This window comes from Umezawaea tangerina, from assembly GCF_003002815.1.
In the GTDB taxonomy this organism is placed as follows: domain Bacteria; phylum Actinomycetota; class Actinomycetes; order Mycobacteriales; family Pseudonocardiaceae; genus Umezawaea; species Umezawaea tangerina.
In genome coordinates this window covers 488355-504235 of sequence record NZ_PVTF01000004.1, presented here as the reverse complement: position 1 = coordinate 504235, position 15881 = coordinate 488355, and the positions used below count along the sequence as shown (strand labels likewise).

General features: G+C 71.2%; 16 protein-coding genes. 12 read left to right on the top strand and 4 right to left on the bottom strand.

The genetic code is table 11. From position 1 onward, the window contains the following. The first annotated feature begins 31 nt into the window (after nt 1–31). Together CLV43_RS16360 and CLV43_RS16355 are read left to right on the top strand one after the other, a co-directional pair. A complete protein-coding gene (locus tag CLV43_RS16360) occupies nt 32–1672 on the top strand; it encodes a sensor histidine kinase (RefSeq protein ID WP_106188010.1) in 1641 nt (546 codons plus the stop codon). A gap of 6 nt (nt 1673–1678) precedes the next feature. Beyond that, nucleotides 1679–2329, top strand: a complete 651-nt coding sequence (locus CLV43_RS16355) for a response regulator (RefSeq protein ID WP_106188277.1) — start codon at nt 1679–1681, stop codon at nt 2327–2329. A gap of 55 nt (nt 2330–2384) precedes the next feature. Here CLV43_RS16355 and CLV43_RS16350 read toward each other — a convergent pair whose 3' ends face one another. Next, nucleotides 2385–2651, bottom strand: a complete 267-nt coding sequence (locus CLV43_RS16350; protein ID WP_106188009.1) for a GlsB/YeaQ/YmgE family stress response membrane protein — start codon at nt 2649–2651, stop codon at nt 2385–2387. Nucleotides 2652–2806: 155 nt separating this feature from the next. Between CLV43_RS16350 and dxr the strand changes: the two genes are divergently transcribed. The 8 genes from dxr (at nt 2807) to map (ending at nt 10859) form a co-directional block, all read left to right on the top strand. Next, a complete protein-coding gene (gene dxr, locus CLV43_RS16345) occupies nt 2807–4069 on the top strand; it encodes a 1-deoxy-D-xylulose-5-phosphate reductoisomerase (RefSeq protein WP_106188008.1) in 1263 nt (420 codons plus the stop codon). A 2-nt stretch (nt 4070–4071) separates the two neighbouring features. Beyond that, nucleotides 4072–5268, top strand: coding sequence for a M50 family metallopeptidase (locus tag CLV43_RS16340; protein WP_106188007.1), 1197 nt, complete (start codon nt 4072–4074; stop codon nt 5266–5268). Nucleotides 5269–5284: 16 nt separating this feature from the next. Next, a complete protein-coding gene (gene ispG / locus CLV43_RS16335) occupies nt 5285–6439 on the top strand; it encodes a flavodoxin-dependent (E)-4-hydroxy-3-methylbut-2-enyl-diphosphate synthase (protein ID WP_106188006.1) in 1155 nt (384 codons plus the stop codon). Between the two features lie 143 nt (nt 6440–6582). Continuing rightward, nucleotides 6583–7437 carry a GNAT family N-acetyltransferase gene (locus CLV43_RS16330; protein ID WP_106188005.1) on the top strand — a complete coding sequence of 285 codons (855 nt, stop codon included), beginning with the start codon at nt 6583–6585 and terminating at the stop codon, nt 7435–7437. Between the two features lie 22 nt (nt 7438–7459). Then, a complete protein-coding gene (locus CLV43_RS16325; protein ID WP_342749781.1) occupies nt 7460–9265 on the top strand; it encodes a penicillin-binding transpeptidase domain-containing protein in 1806 nt (601 codons plus the stop codon). A 33-nt stretch (nt 9266–9298) separates the two neighbouring features. Further along, entirely contained in the window at nt 9299–9571 is a 273-nt protein-coding gene (locus tag CLV43_RS16320) for a type II toxin-antitoxin system Phd/YefM family antitoxin (RefSeq protein WP_106188004.1), read from the top strand. Next, nucleotides 9568–9957: a type II toxin-antitoxin system VapC family toxin gene (locus CLV43_RS16315; protein ID WP_106188003.1), complete on the top strand. Its 390-nt coding sequence runs from the start codon at nt 9568–9570 to the stop codon at nt 9955–9957. Before CLV43_RS16320 ends, CLV43_RS16315 begins: the two co-directional genes overlap by 4 nt. 44 nt (nt 9958–10001) lie before the next feature. Beyond that, on the top strand, nt 10002–10859 hold the full coding sequence (map, locus tag CLV43_RS16310; protein WP_106188002.1) for a type I methionyl aminopeptidase: 858 nt from the start codon (nt 10002–10004) through the stop codon (nt 10857–10859). Here the strand turns inward: map and CLV43_RS16305 are convergent. After that, nucleotides 10846–11544 carry an alpha/beta fold hydrolase gene (locus tag CLV43_RS16305; RefSeq protein WP_106188001.1) on the bottom strand — a complete coding sequence of 233 codons (699 nt, stop codon included), beginning with the start codon at nt 11542–11544 and terminating at the stop codon, nt 10846–10848. The genes map and CLV43_RS16305 overlap by 14 nt on opposite strands. A 7-nt stretch (nt 11545–11551) precedes the next feature. On the opposite strand from CLV43_RS16305, the gene CLV43_RS16300 reads away from it, so the two are divergent. After that, a complete protein-coding gene (locus CLV43_RS16300; protein WP_425445757.1) occupies nt 11552–13123 on the top strand; it encodes a cobyric acid synthase in 1572 nt (523 codons plus the stop codon). Here CLV43_RS16300 and CLV43_RS16295 read toward each other — a convergent pair. After that, the gene (locus CLV43_RS16295) at nt 13116–13991 is read right to left on the bottom strand and encodes an EamA family transporter (RefSeq protein WP_106188000.1); all 876 of its coding nucleotides are present in this window, start codon (nt 13989–13991) and stop codon (nt 13116–13118) included. The two genes, CLV43_RS16300 and CLV43_RS16295, sit on opposite strands and share 8 nt — an antisense overlap. Nucleotides 13992–14064: 73 nt before the next feature. Between CLV43_RS16295 and CLV43_RS16290 the strand changes: the two genes are divergently transcribed. Further along, nucleotides 14065–14973 carry a LysR family transcriptional regulator gene (locus CLV43_RS16290; protein ID WP_106187999.1) on the top strand — a complete coding sequence of 303 codons (909 nt, stop codon included), beginning with the start codon at nt 14065–14067 and terminating at the stop codon, nt 14971–14973. 9 nt (nt 14974–14982) lie between these two features. Here CLV43_RS16290 and CLV43_RS16285 read toward each other — a convergent pair whose 3' ends face one another. Beyond that, nucleotides 14983–15465 (bottom strand): pentapeptide repeat-containing protein, encoded by a 483-nt coding sequence (locus tag CLV43_RS16285; protein WP_106187998.1) that lies wholly within the window; start codon nt 15463–15465, stop codon nt 14983–14985. Between the last annotated feature and the right edge of the window lie 416 nt (nt 15466–15881).

Here is a 15881-nt window from a genome sequence, read left to right as displayed (position 1 = left end):
CAGGACGGGCGCGGTCTTCTACGTTGGGAGGGTGACCATCGCCGTGCGTCGACTCGTGCCCGAACTGACCGGGTCGTGGGAACGGCCCTCGGCCTACCTGCGGGACGTCCTGCACCGGGTCCGGCAGGTCACGCCGTGGCGGGTCGGGTGCGAGGTCTTCGGCCTCGCCTGGGTGTTCCTGCTCGACCTCGCCCCCGGCTGGCTGTCCGACACCCACCCGTCCGGGTGGGCGCTGGTCGGGCTGGCGGCGGCCTTCGTCGTGCTCTACCTGATGCGGCTGTGCTTCCCGGCGGTCGCGCTGCTGCTGGCGCTGCTGGTGGCGTTCGGGACGAACAGCGGCGGCATCACGTTGATGGTGGTCGTGGCGTACGCGGCGGGCTACCGGATCGCGTCGTGGCGGCGGGCGCTGCCCACGGCGGTGATCGGCCTCGCGCTCTACATGCTCCTGTGGGAGGGCGGGGTGCCGGGCCTGACCGGTTTCCTCGGCTCGTTCGTGATGCTGACCGTGTACGGCATGGTGGTCGCGCTGCCGTTCCTGGTCGGCCGCTACATCGCCCAGCGCAACGCGCTGGTGGCCGCGCTGCAGGAGCGCGAGGAGCGGATGCGCCGCGAGCGCACGATGCTGACCAGGCAGGTCCGGCTGCGGGAGCGGAACCGGATCGCCCAGGACATGCACGACAGCCTCGGCCACCGGCTGAGCCTCATCTCGGTGCACGCGGGGGCGCTGGCGCTGGACGGCGACCTGGGGGAGCGGCAGCGCGAGGCGGTCCAGGTGCTGCGCAGCGCGGCCCTGACCGGCATGGAGGAGCTGCGCGGCGTGATCGGGGTGCTGCGCCGCGACGACCCGCCGGAGGAGGACCTGGCCCGGCGGACCGTGGAGGCGATCGACGAGCTCGTCGAGGGCGCCCGGCGGGCCGGGGTGCGGGTCAGCCTGGTGCGCGGCGGGCAGCCGTGCCCGCTGCCGTCGAAGGTCAGCCACGCGGCCTACCGGGTGGCGCAGGAGGGGCTCACCAACGCGAACAAGCACGCGCCGGGGGCGAGCGTGCAGGTCACCGTGAAGTACGAGCCGGACGCGCTGGTGGTGGAGGTGCGCAACAACCCGTCGCGGTCCGGCGTCGCGGGCAGCCCCGGAGTCGGTCTGATCGGTCTCGGTGAACGGGTGCGCGTCGCGGGCGGGCTGCTGCACGTGGGGCCGCTGCCGACCGGCGGGTTCCGGATCGCCGCCGTGCTGCCCTACGAGGACACGACCGTCGCCGAGGAGCCCGAGGACAGCGACGAGGTGCTGGTCGCCGGGACCGCGCGGTCGGGTGTGCGCAAGTGGGCGGGCGTCGGGTCGATCGTCGCGGCGGGCGTGGTGCTGCTGGTGATCGTCGGCGGCTACACCTGGATCGGCATCCAGCCGGTCACGAACGTGGTCGACCGGGCGTTCTACGACTCGGTCTACCGCGGGCAGCCCGAGTCGGAGGTGCGGGCGCGGCTGACCGACGGCGCGCAGCCCGCGAACTCCATCGGCGACCTGCGCAAGGACTCGGCGCCCGAACCGGCGGGGGCCGTGTGCGAGTACCGGCTCTCCGACGAGCAGACTTACACCTCGGGTGGCCAGCTGGTCCTGCGCTTCTGCTTCGCGGGCGGCAAGGTCGTCGAGAAGAACTCCCACCTGCAGAGGATCTGAGTGACCGTGATCCGGGTCTTGATCGCCGACGACGAACCGCTGATGAGGGCGGGCATCAAGGCCATCCTCGGCACCGCCGACGACATCGAGCTGGTCGCCGAGGCGGGTGACGGGCGCGAGGCGGTGCGGATCGCGCTGGAACGGCGGGTCGACGTCGCCGTGCTGGACATCCGGATGCCCCGGATGGACGGCCTGGCCGCCGCCCGCGAGCTGCGGTCGGTCGCGCCCGCTGTGCGGGTGGTGGTGCTGACGACGTTCGGCGAGGACGACAACATCGTGCGCGCGCTGTCCGACGGCGCGGCGGGGTTCCTGCTCAAGGACTCCGCGCCCGAGGAGCTGCTGCGCGCGGTCCGGGCCGTGCACGTCGGCGAGGCCTACCTGTCGCCGATGGTCACCAGCCGCGTCGTCGGCATGGTCGCGCACGCCGGGCAGCCGCGGCGGCAGGAGGCGAAGCGGCAGGTCGAGGGCCTGACCGAACGCGAGGTCGAGGTGCTGGCGCTGCTGGGCCTCGGCATGTCCAACGCCGACGTCGGCCAGCGGCTGCACATGAGCGAGGCGACCGTGAAGACCTACGTGAGCCGCCTGCTGGCCAAGCTCGGGCTCACCAACCGGGTCCAGGCCGCTCTGCTGGCCAGGGACGCGGGACTCGCGGGCTGAGGACAGCGAGAAGGGCCGCCCCCGAGGGGACGGCCCTTCTCGTCGTCGAGGGGGGTCAGGCGTGCGCCCGGCGACCCGTGACCAGTCGGTAGATGCCGAGCAGCACCAACGAGCCGAGGATGGCCAGCAGCCACGTGCTCAGGTCGAAGAAGCTGTTGATGTCGCTGTTGAACAGCGCGCGGCCGATGAAGCCGCCGAGGATGGCGCCGACGATGCCGATCAGCATCGTGATGATGATGCCGCCGGGGTCCTTGCCCGGCATGATCGCCTTGGCGATGGCACCCGCGATAAGACCCAGGACGATCCAGCCCAAGATGCCCACGGGGGCTCTCCTTCCAGCGGGCCGCGGTGGGCTTCTCCCTCGCGGCGTCAGGGGTGGAGTGCCCCGCCGCGCACAGGACCATGCGCGATTTACCGTTCCGTAATCTGAGTGCCTCCATGTGGTCTATCGGCGACTGTCCGGAAGAATCGGCGGACATGGAAACCTCCGCGCACGCCACCCGGACGACGCCGCAGTTCACCCCTGCCGCGCGGTCCGTGCTCCTCCTCGGGTCGACGGGTTCGGTCGGGACGCAGGCGCTCGACGTGATCGCCGCGAACCGCGACCGGTTCTCCGTCGTCGGCATCGCCGCGGGGGGTGCCGACCCGGCCGTCCTGGCCCGCCAGGCCATCGAGTTCGAGGTCCTCGCCGTCGCCGTGTCCCGTGCGACGGCCGCGGAGGACGTCACGCTCGCCCTGTACGCCGAGGCCCAGCGCCGCGGGTACGCGCGGGGTGGGTTCCGGATGCCCAAGGTGTTCGCCGGGCCGACGGCCGTGCTCGACCTGATCGAGTCCACGCCCGCCGACGTGGTGCTCAACGCCATCACCGGCTCGCGCGGCCTGGAGCCCACGCTCCGCGCGCTGGCCACCGGCGCGACCATGGCGCTCGCGAACAAGGAGTCGCTGATCGCGGGCGGCTCGCTGGTGCTCAACGCGGCCAAGCCGGGCCAGCTCGTCTCGGTCGACTCCGAGCACTCGGCGATCGCCCAGTGCCTGCGCGGCGGCCGCTCCGACGAGGTGGACCGGCTGGTCCTCACCGCCTCCGGCGGCCCGTTCCGCGGCCGCACCCGCGCCGAGCTGGACAGCGTGACGGCGGCGGACGCGATGGCGCACCCGACGTGGGCGATGGGGCCGGTCATCACCATCAACTCGTCGACGCTCATCAACAAGGGGCTGGAGCTGATCGAGGCGCACCTGCTGTTCGGCGTGCCCTACGACCGGATCGACGTGGTCGTGCACCCGCAGTCGGTGGTGCACTCGATGGTGGCGTTCACCGACGGCTCGATACTGTCGCAGGCCAGCCCGCCGGACATGAAGTTGCCCATCTCACTGGGCCTCGGCTGGCCCGACCGCGTCCCCGGTGCCGCGTCCAGGTGTAGTTTTGAGGTGCCGACGGCCTGGACTTTCGAGCCGCTGGACAACGACACCTTCCCGGCGGTCGAACTGGCCAGGCACGCGGGGTCGACGGGCGGTTGCCTGCCCGCCGTCTACAACGCCGCCAACGAGGAGGCAGTCGACGTCTTCCTGGACGGCAACACGGCTTTCACCTCCATCGTGGACACTGTCACGCGAGTGCTCGCCGAGGCGGACGGGTGGGCGCACGAGCCCGCCGACGTCGCCGAGGTGCTGGCGGCCGAGGACTGGGCACGCGCACGGGCACGGGAACTTGTGGCCACTTCGGTGGAGTCTGGAAGGGACTGAACGTGGTCAACGTCTTGGGCGTAGTGCTCTTCGCACTGCTCATCGGTGTGTCGATCGCCCTGCATGAATTCGGCCACCTGCTGACCGCGAAGGCGTTCGGCATGAAGGTGACCAGGTACTTCGTCGGGTTCGGGCCGAAGATCTGGTCCTTCCGCAAGGGCGAGACCGAGTACGGGCTCAAGGCCATCCCGGCGGGCGGGTTCTGCGAGATCACCGGCATGACCGCCCTGGAGGAGGTGCACCCGGACGACGCGCCGCGCGCCTTCTACCGGCAGAAGACCTGGAAGCGCGTGGTCGTGCTGTCCGCGGGCTCGATCACCCACTTCATCGTCGGGTTCGTCGTGCTCTACGTGATGGCCGCGACCATGGGCCTGCCGAACCTCAAGAACGAGCCGGTCATCGCCGCGGTCAGCGACTGCGTGCAGAGCGGCCCGGCGACCACCGCGTGCGCGAGCGGCGCCCCGGCCCCGGCGAAGGCCGCGGGCATCCAGCCGGGCGACCAGATCGTCGCCGTGGCCGGTCAGGCGACGCCGACGTGGACCGAGCTGCTGAAGAAGACGCAGGAGCGCGGCGGTCCGACCGAGTTCACCGTCCTGCGCGACGGCGCCGAGATGAAGGTGACCATGGACGTCCCCAGGGTGACCCGCGAGGTCACCAAGGCGGACGGCACCAAGGAGAGCCGCGAGGTCGGCGCCATCGGCGTGCAGTGGCAGAACAACTTCGACTACAACGCGCTGACCGCGGTCGGGGCAGCCACCTCGTTCACCGGCGACATGTTCGTGAACACCTGGCACGGGCTGCTGAAGTTCCCGGAGAAGATCCCGGCGGTCATCAAGGCGATCGGCGGCGGCGAGCGCGACCTGGAGTCCCCGGTGAGCGTCGTCGGCGCCAGCAGGCTCGGCGGTGACGCGGCCGAACAGGGCCTTTGGCAGTTCTTCCTGCTGATGCTCGCCGGCCTCAACTTCTTCGTGGGTGTTTTCAACCTCCTGCCGCTACTTCCACTCGATGGTGGGCACATTGCGGTGAACCTCTACGAGCGGGTGCGAGACTGGCTGCGCAGGCTCCGCGGCAAGCCCGCCGGTGGACCCGTGAACTACATGCGGCTCCTTCCCCTCACCTATTTCGTCATCTTCATCGGTGGTGGCATCACGCTGCTGACCGTGACCGCCGACATCGTCAATCCGATCAGACTCCCCTAGTGAGAGGTGCAATTCCATGAGTGACGGCGTAATGCTCGGAATGCCGGCGTTGCCGCCGCCGGTGTTGTCCGAGCGTCGCAAGACGCGGCAGCTCATGGTGGGTTCGGTGGGCGTCGGCAGCGAGTTCCCGGTGTCGGTGCAGTCCATGACGACCACGCTGACCTCGGACGTCAACGCGACGCTGCAGCAGATCGCGGAGCTCACCGCGTCCGGCTGCGACATCGTGCGGGTGGCGTGCCCGTCGCAGGACGACGCGGACGCGCTGAAGGCGATCGCGACGAAGTCGCAGATCCCGGTGATCGCGGACATCCACTTCCAGCCGAAGTACGTGTTCGCGGCCATCGAGGCGGGCTGTGCGGCCGTCCGGGTGAACCCCGGCAACATCCGCAAGTTCGACGACCAGGTCAAGGAGATCGCGGCCGCCGCGAAGGACCACGGCACCCCGATCCGCATCGGCGTGAACGCCGGGTCGCTGGACCCGAGGCTGATGGCGAAGCACGGCAAGGCGACGCCGGAGGCGTTGGCCGAGTCGGCCATGTGGGAGGCGTCGCTGTTCGCCGAGCACGACTTCCACGACATCAAGATCTCGGTCAAGCACAACGACCCGGTCGTGATGATCCGCGCCTACGAGATCCTGGCCGACCAGTGCGACTACCCGCTGCACCTGGGCGTCACCGAGGCCGGTCCCGCGTTCCAGGGGACGATCAAGTCCGCGGTGGCGTTCGGCGCGCTGCTGCGCCAGGGCATCGGCGACACGATCCGGGTGTCCCTGTCCGCGCCCCCGGTCGAGGAGGTCAAGGTCGGCATCCAGATCCTCCAGTCGCTCAACCTGCGGCCGCGCAAGCTGGAGATCGTGTCCTGCCCGTCGTGCGGGCGGGCCCAGGTCGACGTGTACACGCTGGCCGAGCAGGTCACGGCCGGGCTGGAGGGCATGGAGGTGCCGCTCCGCGTCGCCGTCATGGGCTGCGTCGTGAACGGCCCCGGCGAGGCCCGCGAGGCGGACCTCGGGGTCGCGTCGGGCAACGGCAAGGGCCAGATCTTCGTGAAGGGCAAGGTCATCAAGACCGTGCCCGAGCACCAGATCGTGGAGACGCTGATCGAGGAGGCCATGCGGCTGGCGGAGGACATGGAGCCCGTCGAGGGCGTCGCGCCCGCCGTGTCGGTCAGCTGAACGGGGTTCCCGTCGCGACGGCGGCCACCGGGCACCCGGTGGCCGCCGTCGCGCGTCGCGGCCGAACCCGAACGGATCTCGCACCACCGAAGTCGTCCAAGGTGAGCGAGCGCTTTCCCCTGTTCATCTGGCAGGCTTAGGACGTGCTGAGGTTGGCCGGAGCGCGGCTGCTCGACGGACGGGACCTGCCCGAGGTGCTCGGGCTGCTGGAGGCCGATCCCGTGGCTTCCTGCATGGTCGCCGCACGGGTGGAGGTCGCCGGGCTCGACCCGTGGCGGCTGGGTGGCGAGGTGTGGGCGTGCGACCACCGGGCCCTGCGCGGGGGGAGGGTCGACGGGCTGTGCTTCGCCGGTCCCAACCTGATCCCGCTGCGCGGCAACCCGACGGCGCTGCGGAGCTTCGCCGACCGGGCCCGCCGCCGGGGGCGGATGTGCTCGTCGCTGGTCGGGCCCGCCGAGCAGGTGCTCGGGCTGTGGCAGGAGCTCCAGCCGGACTGGGGCCCCGCCCGCGAGGTGCGCGACGACCAGCCGCTGATGGCGCTGGGGCGTGGACCGGACGTGGAGCCGGACCCGCTGGTGCGGCCGGTGCGCCCCGAGGAGCTGGACCGGTACCTGCCCGCCGCGATCGCGATGTTCATCGAGGAGGTGGGCGTCGACCCGTGCGCCGAGGACGGTGGCGCGAGCTACCGGGCGCGGGTGTCGGAGCTGATCGCGGGCGGCCGGGCGTTCGCCCGGTTCGAGGGCGGTGACGTGGTGTTCAAGGCCGAGATCGGGGCCATGTCCAGCAAGGTCGGCCAGATCCAGGGCGTGTGGGTGCGGCCGGACCGGCGGGGCGCGGGCATCGGCACGGCGGCGACCGCGGCGGTGGCGGACCGGTTGGTGCGCGGCCTCGGGCGGACTGCCAGCCTCTACGTGAACGGCTACAACGAGGTCGCCAGGGCCGCCTACCGGCGGATCGGTTTCACCCAGGTCGGCCAGTACGCCACGGTCCTGTTCTGACTCCTTGCGGCATACTGCGGCCGTGCGGGTGAACCCTGAGTTGACCGTGGTGATGAGCGCGCTGCTGGTGATCAGCGGTTGCGGCCTGTTCCAGTCGAGGCCGGGACCCGACCGGATCACGGACGACTTCCTGGCCCGGCTGTCGAGCGGGGACACGCAGGCCGCGGCCGCGCTGACCGACGACCCCGGCCAGGCCAAGGACGTGCTGGACAAGGTGCGGGCGGCGCTGAAGCCGGAGTCCGTGTCGGTGAAGGTCGAGCAGGTCCGCAACGCCAAGGGCGAGGGCACCACGGCGGACGCGACGGTCACCTACGACTGGGACCTCGGGCACAACCACCGCTGGGGCTACCAGGGCAAGGTCGACCTGCGTCGCGACGACGACGACTGGAAGGTCCACTGGGCGCCGTCGCTGGTGCACCCGAAGCTGGCCGCCCAGCAGAGCCTCGCGGTCGCCGACCTGACCCCGAACCTGGCGCCCGTGCTCGACCGCGACGGGTCGCCGCTGCTCGCCCCGGACGCGGTCGTGTCGGTCCTGGTCGACCGCAAGGACGTGCCCGACCTGGCGGCCGTCACGACGGCGCTGGGGGAGGCGCTGACCCCGTTCGACGCGGCGCTGACCCCGCAGGCCATCGCCGACGGCGTGGCCAAGACGCCGGAGGGGCAGGTCTACCAGGTGGCCGCGCTGCGCGACGCGGACTACCAGTCGGTCAAGCCGAAGATCTACGAGCTGCCCGGTGTGCGGTTCAGCTCGCAGACCAGCCTGCTGCCGCCGGTGAAGAACTTCGGCTCCCAGGTGCTGCCCGCGATCCGCAAGGCGGTCGAGGAGCAGGTGGCCGGGCGGTCGGGGTTCCGGGTCTACACCGTGAACTCCGCCGGTGACGAGCTGGAGGGCCTGTTCGAGAAGCCGTCCGAGCCCGCCGAGGCGGTGAACAGCGTGCTCAGCAAGGTCGTGCAGACCGCGGCCGAGGACGCCGTCGAACCGCTCACCCAGCCCACCATGCTGGTCGCGATCCAGCCGTCCACCGGTGACGTGCTGGCCGTCGCGCAGAACGGCCCCGCCGACGCGCAGGGCGCCATCGCGCTGACCGGCCAGTTCCCGCCGGGCTCGACGTTCAAGATGATCACGGCCACCGCGGCGCTGGAGGACGGCAAGGTCCAGGCGGACACCCCGGTGCCGTGCCCCGGCAAGACCACGATCGACGGCCGCCGCGTCGTGCCGAACGACCACGACTTCGACAAGGGCACGATCCCGCTGCACAGCGCGTTCGCCTTCTCCTGCAACACGACGTTCGCCGAGATCGCCGCCGGTCTGCCCGCCGACGCGCTGACCAAGACCGCCGACAAGTTCGGCATCGGCGTCGACTTCGACATCCCCGCCATCACCACCATCACCGGCTCGGTGCCCGCCGCGACCGACGTCGTGGAACGCGCCGAGGACGGCTTCGGCCAGGGCAAGGTCCTCGCCAGCCCGTTCGGCATGGCCGTCGCGGCCGCCACCGCCGCGACCGGCACCCAGCCCGTGCCGTCGTTGCTGCGCGGCCAGGAGACCAAGGTCGACCACCGCTCCGCCACCATCGCCCCGACCGTGCTCGACCCGGTCCGGCAGATGATGCGCGAGGTCGTCGAGGTCGGCACCGCCCAGCTGCTCGCCGACATCCCGGACGTGCGCGGCAAGACCGGCACGGCCCAGTTCGGCGACGGCGTCAACTCCCACGGCTGGTTCGTCGGCTACAAGGGCGACCTGGCGTTCGCCACCCTGGTGCTCGGCGCGAACTCGTCGATCCCGGCGGTGGAGGTGACGGGGAAGTTCCTGCGGGCACTGGGCTGAACGGTCCAACATCAATGTGATACATTGTTAAACATGGAGCGGATCGGCCTGAGGGAACTGCGCCACCACGCCACCGACTACGTCCACCGCGCGGAGGCCGGCGAGCGCATCGCGATCACCGATCACGGCAAGGTCGTGGCGGAGATAGGGCCACCCAGCGAGACGGCGACCACCAGGGACCGCATGATCGCCGATGGCGAGCTGGTCCGGGGGCGTGGAGGGCCGCTGCCCGAACCGCTTCCCGCCACTACGGGTACCCCGTTGTCCGAGGTGCTCCGCCAGAGGCGCGAGGACGAGCGCTGGTGATCTACTTCGACACCTCCGCACTGGTCAAACTCGTGTGCGAGGAGCCCGAGACCAAGGCGCTCCGCGCGTGGATGGACGAGCGCCCGACCGCGGGGCGGGCGACCAGTTCGCTCGCCAGGGTCGAATTGATCCGAGCGGTTCGCCACGAGGGTGACGCGGCGATCAGGTTGGCCTCGATGATCCTGGTCGAGCTGGACAACGTGACGATGACGTTCGACCTGCTCGACACCGCTGGAGCCCTGCCGTTCCAGCTGAAGTCGTTGGACGCCATCCACCTGACGTCGGCGATGCGCTTCCGCGGTGATCTCGAAGCGTTCGTGACCTACGACAGGCGACTCGCGACCGCGGCGCATGACGCGGGCCTGCCGGTGGCCGCTCCCGCGTAGTGACCACGTGACAGGCGTACGGCAAAGCGCCGTAGGGTGAACGCATGCCCGTTCGTGCCGCGCTCAAGCCAGGTCAGTTGTCCCCCCGACGTCCCGTGCCCTCGTCGATAGCCCGCCCCGAGTACGTGGGCAAGCCGGGCCCGACGAAGACGAACGACCCGTGGGTGCAGCCCCCCGAGGTGATCGAGGCGATGCGCGTCGCGGGCAGGCTCGGGGCGCAGGCGCTGCAGGAGGCGGGCAAGATCGTGGCGCCCGGTGTGACGACCGACGAGATCGACGCGGTGGCGCACGAGTTCCTGTGCGACAACGGTGCCTACCCGTCGACGCTGGGCTACCGGGGTTTCCCGAAGTCGTGCTGCACGTCGCTCAACGAGGTCATCTGCCACGGCATCCCCGACTCGACGGTGATCGAGGACGGCGACATCGTGAACATCGACGTGACCGCCTACATCGGCGGGGTGCACGGCGACACCAACGCGACGTTCCTCGCCGGTGACGTGAGCGAGGAGAACCGGCTGCTGGTCGAGCGCACGCACGAGGCGACGATGCGGGCCATCAAGGCGGTCAAGCCGGGACGCCGGCTCAACGTGGTGGGCCGGGTCATCGAGGCCTACGCCAACCGGTTCGGCTACGGCGTGGTGCGCGACTTCACCGGCCACGGCATCGGGCGGACGTTCCACAGCGGGCTCGTGGTGCTGCACTACGACGCGCCGCACGTCCCGACCGTGATCGAGACCGGCATGACGTTCACGATCGAGCCGATGATCACCCTCGGCGGGATCGAGCACGACACGTGGGCCGACGACTGGACGATCACGACCAAGGACAAGAGCTGGACCGCCCAGTTCGAGCACACGATCCTGGTCACCGACGACGGCGCCGAGATCCTCACAGTCTGCTGAGCAGCTCCACCAGCGCCGCGGCGACCTGCTCCGGGTGGGTCGCCGCCGCCAGGTGGTGCAGCTCCAGCTCGTCGACCGGCCAGCCCTCGGCACGTGCGGCGGCGGCCGCGTCGGTGTACTCGCCGCTGAGCCTGAGGTAGGCCGAGGGGCCCGACCACGGCACCGACGGTCGCTGTTCCTTCAGGAACGCCAGCGGCACCTCCGGGGCCTCCTCCAGGATCTCCGCGAGCTGCACCGGGTCCGGGATCAGGGCGGGCAGCACCTCCGGCGGGAACCAGCGGTCCCAGCGGGGCATGACGTCCTCGCGGGAGATCTTCCGCATGTGCGCCATCAGCTCCGGCGAGAACGTCTCCCGCCAGCTCTTGCCCGGCGTCGGCAGGTCGGCGTCGAGGTAGACCAGCGCGTCCACCTCGGTCTCCAGCGCGTCGGCGAACGCGGGCAGCAGCGGCCCGGCACCGCTGTGGCCGACGAGCACCAGCTCGCCCTCGACGGCGGAGTCGTCCACGGCGTCGGCGAACTCGCCGATCATCCGCTGGTGCACCGGCGCGGAGTTCACGCTCACCCGCAGGTCGAGCAGCACCACGGGGTGGCCGTGCGCGGAGAGCGCGTCGGCGAGCGGTCGCAGGGTGGCGGGTCCGAGGAAGGGGCTGTGCACCAGGACCGTGGTGGCGGGAACGTCGACCATGGGGGGAATGATGTCAGTCGGGACCGACATCGGGGGGAGAGCAGTCGTGGCGGGTGCGCTGCTGGTGGCCGGGACCACCTCGGACGCGGGCAAGAGCGTGCTCGTGGCGGGGATCTGCCGCTGGCTGGCGCGCCGCGGGGTCCGGGTGGCGCCGTTCAAGGCGCAGAACATGTCGAACAACTCGGTCGTCACGCTCGACGGCGGCGAGATCGGCCGCGCGCAGGCCGTGCAGGCCGCCGCGTGCGGGCTGGAGCCGAGCGTGCGGTTCAACCCGGTCCTGCTCAAGCCGGGCGGTGACCGGACGTCGCAGGTGGTCGTGCTGGGTCGCGCGGTCGGCGAGGTGTCGGCGCTGTCCTACCGCGAGCGCAAGGCGGAGCTGTTCCGCACGGTGCTGTCCACTTTGGACTCGCTGCGCGGTGACCACGAGGTCGTGGTCTGCGAGGGCGCCGGGTCGCCGACCGAGATCAACCTGCGGGTCAACGACATCGCGAACATGGGCCTGGCGCGGGCGGCGGACCTGCCGGTGCTGGTGGTCGGCGACATCGACCGCGGTGGCGTGTTCGCGCACCTGTTCGGCACGCTCGCGCTGCTCGACGCCGCCGACCAGGCGCTGGTGACCGGGTTCGTGGTCAACAAGTTCCGCGGCGACCCCGCGCTGCTGGAACCGGGCCTGCGCCAGTTGCGGGCGCTCACCGGCAGGCCGGTGTACGGGGTGCTGCCGTGGCGCGAGGAGCTGTGGCTCGACGCCGAGGACTCGTTGTCCTACACCGCGGACGGCGTGATCGGCAGGCCGCTGCCCCCGGTCGGGGAGCAGTGGCTGCGGGTCGCGGTCGTCCGGCTGCCCAGGATCTCCAACGCCACGGACGTGGAGGCGCTGGCGTGCGAGCCGGGCGTGTCGGTCCGGTTCGTCACCGAGCCGTCGCGGGTCGCCGACGCGGACCTGGTGGTGCTGCCCGGTTCCAAGGCCACCGTCGACGACCTGGCGTGGCTGCGGGAGACCGGGCTGGCCGACGCGATCACCGCGCACGCCCGGCGCGGCCTGCCGGTGCTGGGGATCTGCGGCGGGTTCCAGATGCTCGGCGTCCGCGTCGAGGACGCCGTCGAGTCCCGCGCGGGCGTGGTGGACGGCCTGGGGCTGCTGGACGTGGACGTGCGGTTCGAGGCGGACAAGACGTTGGGCCACCCGGTCGGCACGGCCATGGGGGAGCCGGTCACCGGCTACGAGATCCACCACGGCCGGGTCGTGCGGCACGGCGGGCAGGACGGCCTCGTGGTGCTGTCGGACGGCACGGGGGAGGGTGCGGTCGCCGGGTCGGTCGTGGGCACGCACTGGCACGGCCTGCTGGAGAACGACGGGTTCCGCCGGGCGTTCCTGCGCTGGGCCGCGGCCCGCGCCGACCGGGACGGGTTCGAGCCCGCCGCGGACGTCGACTTCGCCGCCGCCCGCGCCGCCCAGCTCGACCTGCTCGGCGACCTCGTCGCCGACCACCTGGACACCGAAGCCCTGCTCGGCCTGCTCGCGCACGGAGCCCCGTCCGGCCTGCCGTTCCTGCCGCCGGGTGCCCCGCCGCTCAGGTGAGCACCGGCACCCGGTCGCGCGGCTTGATCGCCGTGCTCGCCATGCCCGCGACGACCAGCAGCCCGGCCGTGCAGCGCAGCACGGTGAGCTCCTCGCCGAGGAAGACCCACGCGGACAGCATGCCCGCCACCGGGACCAGCAGCGAGAACGGCGCGACCGTGCTGGCGTCGTACTCGCGCAGCAGGAAGCCCCACAGGCCGAAGCCGAGCAGCGTCGAGACCCACGCGACGAAGCCGAGCGCCGCGGCACCGGACCAGTCGAACCCCCGCAGCGCGGCCAGGTCCGCGCTCGGGCCCTCGATGAGCAGCGACAGCGCGAACAGCGGCAGCACCGCGACCGCGCTGACCCACACGATGAAGCTGAGCGCGTCCGGCGGCTTCGCGTGGCGGGTGATGACGTTGGACAGCCCCCAGCACGCCGCACCGGCGATGACCAGCAGGAACGCGCCGAGCGGGCTGCCGACGCCGTAGTCGAGGGCGATCACCAGGATGCCCGCCGAGGCCACCCCGATGCCGACGAGCTGGGTCCGGCGCGGCCGTTCGCGCAGCAGGACCGCGGCGAACACGACCGTGAAGACCGCCTGGCTCTGCAGGACCAGCGACGACAGCCCGGCGGGCATCCCCGCGTGCATGCCGCTGAAGACGAACCCGAACTTCGCGACGCCCAGGACCAGCCCGACCGCGACCACCCACCGCCACGCGACCCGCGGCGGGCCGACGAGGAAGAGCGCGGGCACGGCCGCGGCGAGGAACCGCAGACCGGAGAACAGCAGCGGGGGGAAGTCGCGCAGCCCCAACTCGATGGCGACGAAGTTGACGCCCCAGATGGTCGCGACGAGGACCGCGAGAGCGGCGTGCCGTGGTTTCACGCCGTTGAGTCTGGGTTCGTCCACTGTTTAGCACCAGCGACGTGTTCTTCAAGGTTGGGTTTAGCATTGCTACATGTTGGATCTCGGGAGGCTGCGCGCGCTGCACGCCGTCGCGACGCACGGGTCGGTCGGCGCCGCCGCGTCGGTGCTGGGCTACACGCCGTCGGCGGTGTCGCAGCAGATCGCCAAGCTCGAACGCGAGACCCGCACCGCGCTGCTCGAACGCCGCGGCCGCGGGGTCGCCCTGACCGACGCCGGTTACGGCCTCGCCGCCACCGCCGCCCAGGTGCTCGCGCTCGTCGAGGAGGCCGAGGTGACGCTGGAGGAGCAGCGCGGCGCCGCCGTCGGGGCGCTGTCCATCGGCGCGTTCGCCACCGCCGCCCGCGGCCTGCTCCCGCTGGCGCTGGTCGACCTCGCCGCCCACCACCCGGCCCTGGACGTCCGCTCGGTCGAGATCGACCCACCGGAGGGCATCGACGCCGTGGCCCGCGGCGAGCTCGACCTCGCCGTCGCCCACGACTGGGACAACGCCCCGCTCGTCGTGCCGGAGTCGTTGTCCCGCAGCGCTTTGGGCGAGGACATCGCCGACGTCCTGCTCCCCGCCACCCACCCCCTGGCCACCCGCGCGTCCCTCACCCCGCGGGACCTGGCCGACCAGCGCTGGATCTGCCAGCCCGAGGGCACCATCTGCCACGACTGGCTCATGAAGACCTTCCGCGGCGCCGACATCGAACCCGACCTCGCCCACCGCGTCGCCGAGTACGAGACCCAGCTCGCCCTGCTCTCCCAGGGCATCGGCGTGGGCCTCCTCCCCCGCCTCGGCCGCGGCCCCCTCCCACCCACCGTCCGCGCCATCCCCCTGCACCCCACCCCGACCCGCCGCGTCTTCGCCGTCTGGCGCACCGGCGCCAGCCGACGTCCCGCGATCACCGCGACGTTGGCGGTGTTGCGGGGGTGTTGGGAGCGGCGGAGCACGGCGTGAGGGGTGGCGTCAGGGTTGGTCGGAAGCGTCCACCACCCGGCCATGGTCGTTGGTCACGATCGCCTGCCTGCCTGGGATGTCCGGCGCACCTGCCTTGAACTCGGCGTCCTCGAAGTACAAGGGCGCGGTGGTGCGTGCGTGCAGGAAGGTGATGACCCCGAAAGTCCCCTGGTCGAACAACGCGGCTCCGCGGAAGTCGGTTTCATCGAACGACGCCGTTCCGCTGAAGTCCGCTTTTACGAACCGGGTGATGCCGGTGAAGGTCGCACCGGTGAAGGTGACCGTGCGGCAATGGGCGCCACTGAGGTCTAGATCGATGAGTGCGGCGCCACTGAGGTCCAGGTCGATGTCCGACCAGAACGTGTCGGCGTCGGTCCGAGGACGCAGGTGGTCGGCGATGATGCGCTGAGCGGTCAAGCGGACCTGGCGCTCTTGCGACCTCGTCTCGCGCTCGCTGTCGGTACTCGCCTCGTTCGGGACCGCGTACGGCATGCGCAGGTACGCGCAGAGGATGTTGACGATGGTCTGCCGCTGGCGGGGTTGTCCTGAGCGAGGCGCTCCAACGCGTACAGGCCGCCCAGCCGGACCGGTGCTTTGTTGGAACCGAGTTGTTCAACGGACTTGCTGTACAGCTCGGTTATCCGCCGTGACGCGGCGTCGTTTTCCGTCGTTGCCGCCATGCGGTCCTGTAGGTCCTGGTCAAGTCCCTTCTGCTCCACGCTGATCTCGGTCGACCGCTGCCTGCGCACCGACAGCGCAAGGGCGAACAGTCCACCGCCGCCCACACCGATGGTCAGACCGATGCGGACCGCGTCGAACCGTGCCGTGATCAGCTCGTTTCCGCCCAGTCCGCTGGTGCCCGCCCACCACAGTGCGGTCACAGCGCCAGCCGTCGACGCAAGTAGCGT

Bases quoted from the DNA above. Each gene is read 5' to 3' on its own strand.
- dxr (WP_106188008.1), top strand. From the start codon at position 2,807: ATGGAAACCTCCGCGCACGCCACCCGGACGACGCCGCAGTTCACCCCT.
- ispG (WP_106188006.1), top strand. From the start codon at position 5,285: ATGAGTGACGGCGTAATGCTCGGAATGCCGGCGTTGCCGCCGCCGGTG.
- CLV43_RS16320 (WP_106188004.1), top strand. From the start codon at position 9,299: ATGGAGCGGATCGGCCTGAGGGAACTGCGCCACCACGCCACCGACTAC.
- map (WP_106188002.1), top strand. From the start codon at position 10,002: ATGCCCGTTCGTGCCGCGCTCAAGCCAGGTCAGTTGTCCCCCCGACGT.
- CLV43_RS16305 (WP_106188001.1), bottom strand. From the start codon at position 11,544: ATGGTCGACGTTCCCGCCACCACGGTCCTGGTGCACAGCCCCTTCCTC.
- CLV43_RS16300 (WP_425445757.1), top strand. From the start codon at position 11,552: ATGATGTCAGTCGGGACCGACATCGGGGGGAGAGCAGTCGTGGCGGGT.
- CLV43_RS16290 (WP_106187999.1), top strand. From the start codon at position 14,065: ATGTTGGATCTCGGGAGGCTGCGCGCGCTGCACGCCGTCGCGACGCAC.
- CLV43_RS16285 (WP_106187998.1), bottom strand. From the start codon at position 15,465: ATGCCGTACGCGGTCCCGAACGAGGCGAGTACCGACAGCGAGCGCGAG.